We start from the raw sequence: 2,173 nt of genomic DNA on the forward strand, positions 1-2,173 counted from the left end.
ACATCAAACTCAGAACTCAATTCAGCAAGTGTTTTTTCTGCTTTGATCGCAGCAAGTGCTACCTTAGCCTTAAAGTCGTTTGAATGATTTCTTCTTGGTCTACGTGCCATAAAATACTCCATATATTAATGTTTATAACATCATTTGAGCAGCAGAGTATCACTTATAGGAGTTGTTCAAATTTCCGGATCCATCTCTTTTATTGAAACCAGCATCTTTACCAAGCAAATTAAAGACCTTGTATCTGATGAGGAATATCGTCAACTTCAGGAAGATCTTTTGGTACAGCCTGATAGAGGTGATCTAATCAAGAATGGCGGTGGTATTCGCAAAGTACGTTGTGCTCAAGGTAACAAAGGAAAAAGTGGTGGCATTCGGGTGATTTATTATTGGGTCACCGAGGATGATCAGATATTTTTCTTAGTGGCTTATCCAAAATCAGTGAAAGATAATTTAACAGATAAGGAAACAGCCATTCTGCGCCAACTCGTGAAGGAGCAATTTCATGGATAACAACTTATTTGATGACTTGGTTGCTTCAATCAAAGAAGCTGGAGCTATCAAACGTAAAGAAGTTAAAGCAAGTCGAGTTACAGAACTCGAACTACCAGATATTAAAGAAGTACGTGAAAAAACAGGCTTGAGCCAAAATGAGTTTGCTGCACGTCTGCATATTAGTCCTCGTACCCTGCAAAATTGGGAACAGGGACGACGCTATCCAACTGGACCAGCAGCTACATTGATTCGAATTTTAGATGCTCATCCAAGTCTTATTTAAAAAATTACTTAAAAAATGGGAGCTTAAGGCTCCCATTTTTAGATTCGTATAACGTGTATTATGTTAATTTTAGGGAAATTAATCAGTTGATGAAAAATGAAAATAGGAATCTTTTGGTTTTTGCAAAAGCAAGTTATCGGCATAGCTCATCCATTCAATTTAAATGATGCAGATTCAATAGGCTTAATTGATAGTCCATATACACATGTCGATTATTGGAAAAATATGCAAAGTGTATACCCAGAACTACGTCATTATGAATATGAACAGATTCCAAGGGGTAGGGTAATTTTCGACACAAATAAAGGAAAAGCAATCGTGTATATGGACAAAAAATTATTTAACACAGTAACAGCCACTAAAATTTATGATTTCTTTGATATAGATTCAGAAAATGCTATTCCAAGAAAAGATCCTCACTATCGTACTTAATTGTTTAATTTAGGCTAAAATGAAATTCTCTTTTAATAGGGGTATGAAGATGAGAAAGCGTTTAAAAGACTATAGCCTTGATCAAATTTCAAATCGTGAAAAGGTTTCGGGTCAAGTATTACCAATCCAATTTAGCAATGACGAAGCGACTAAACGTGTTGTGATGCATAGTGCAAAACGAGTCATTAATCAGCATAAAGCTGAAATCCAAGAGCTTGCTTATAAATGAGTTTGATTAGCTCAACATTCGTCATTGCTGTGCATGATGAGATCCTATTACAAACTGGCGTAGGGCGAATAGGCTGTCATATTGAAAAGCTAGAAAGCGTATTAAGCCGTATAGATCAGCAAATGTATTACAGTAATGTAAGCGACATTTTTGAGATCGCAGCATGGTTTGGTATAGCTATCTCAAAAGGTCATGCTTTTGTTGATGGTAATAAAAGAACTGGTTTAGCTGTAATGCTGACTTATCTCGAAATTCAAGGTGTTACCATTCAGGAACAAACAGGTTTAGATGATTTGATGGTCGATATTGTTGAATCACAAGAAGAACATGAATTATTAGCCAAAATTGTGGCTGAATTCTTATACGAGCTTTCGATAATTTAAACTAAGAAATCAGAATCTGAATATTTGGATCATCGATATTCGATAAAAGATTCTTATAAATTAAATAATTTTCATCCTCTCGGCAGATAAAAAATACTTCTGCAACATGATCATATTGAGGCAACATAGAGAGTATAGTGCCAATCGCAATTTCAGCAGCCTTTTGAGGTGGAAAACCATAAACACCTGTACTAATACATGGAAAAGAAACAGTGAGTGCATGAATTTCATTAGCTTTGAATAGTGCATTACTATAAGCATCACAAAGCAATTGTGGCTCATTGTGTTCGCCATCTAACCATCGTGGTCCAACCGCATGAATAAGGTATTTAGCAGGCAGATTACCTGCTG

General features: G+C 35.8%; 6 protein-coding genes. 5 read left to right on the forward strand and 1 reads right to left on the reverse strand.

The features are described 5' to 3' along the window. Window positions 1–192: 192 nt before the first annotated feature. From FTU83_RS17085 to FTU83_RS17105, 5 genes are all read left to right on the forward strand, one after another. Complete coding sequence (locus FTU83_RS17085) at window positions 193–513, forward strand: type II toxin-antitoxin system RelE/ParE family toxin (RefSeq protein WP_180107441.1); 321 nt, start codon at window positions 193–195, stop codon at window positions 511–513. Next, window positions 506–778, forward strand: a complete 273-nt coding sequence (gene nadS / locus FTU83_RS17090; RefSeq protein ID WP_000369781.1) for a NadS family protein — start codon at window positions 506–508, stop codon at window positions 776–778. Before FTU83_RS17085 ends, nadS begins: the two co-directional genes overlap by 8 nt. Window positions 779–874: 96 nt before the next feature. Beyond that, window positions 875–1,210 (forward strand): hypothetical protein, encoded by a 336-nt coding sequence (locus tag FTU83_RS17095; RefSeq protein ID WP_179997550.1) that lies wholly within the window; start codon window positions 875–877, stop codon window positions 1,208–1,210. Window positions 1,211–1,259: 49 nt separating this feature from the next. Then, on the forward strand, window positions 1,260–1,439 hold the full coding sequence (locus FTU83_RS17100; protein WP_001231652.1) for a hypothetical protein: 180 nt from the start codon (window positions 1,260–1,262) through the stop codon (window positions 1,437–1,439). Next, entirely contained in the window at window positions 1,436–1,822 is a 387-nt protein-coding gene (locus FTU83_RS17105; protein ID WP_000053135.1) for a type II toxin-antitoxin system death-on-curing family toxin, read from the forward strand. Before FTU83_RS17100 ends, FTU83_RS17105 begins: the two co-directional genes overlap by 4 nt. 1 nt (window position 1,823) lies before the next feature. Here the strand turns inward: FTU83_RS17105 and FTU83_RS17110 are convergent. Next, the coding region (locus tag FTU83_RS17110) for a macro domain-containing protein (RefSeq protein ID WP_180107439.1) at window positions 1,824–2,173 on the reverse strand (350 nt) is incomplete at its 5' end.

The organism is Acinetobacter sp. YH12152 (assembly GCF_013418285.1).
Classification (GTDB): Bacteria; Pseudomonadota; Gammaproteobacteria; order Pseudomonadales; family Moraxellaceae; genus Acinetobacter; species Acinetobacter amyesii.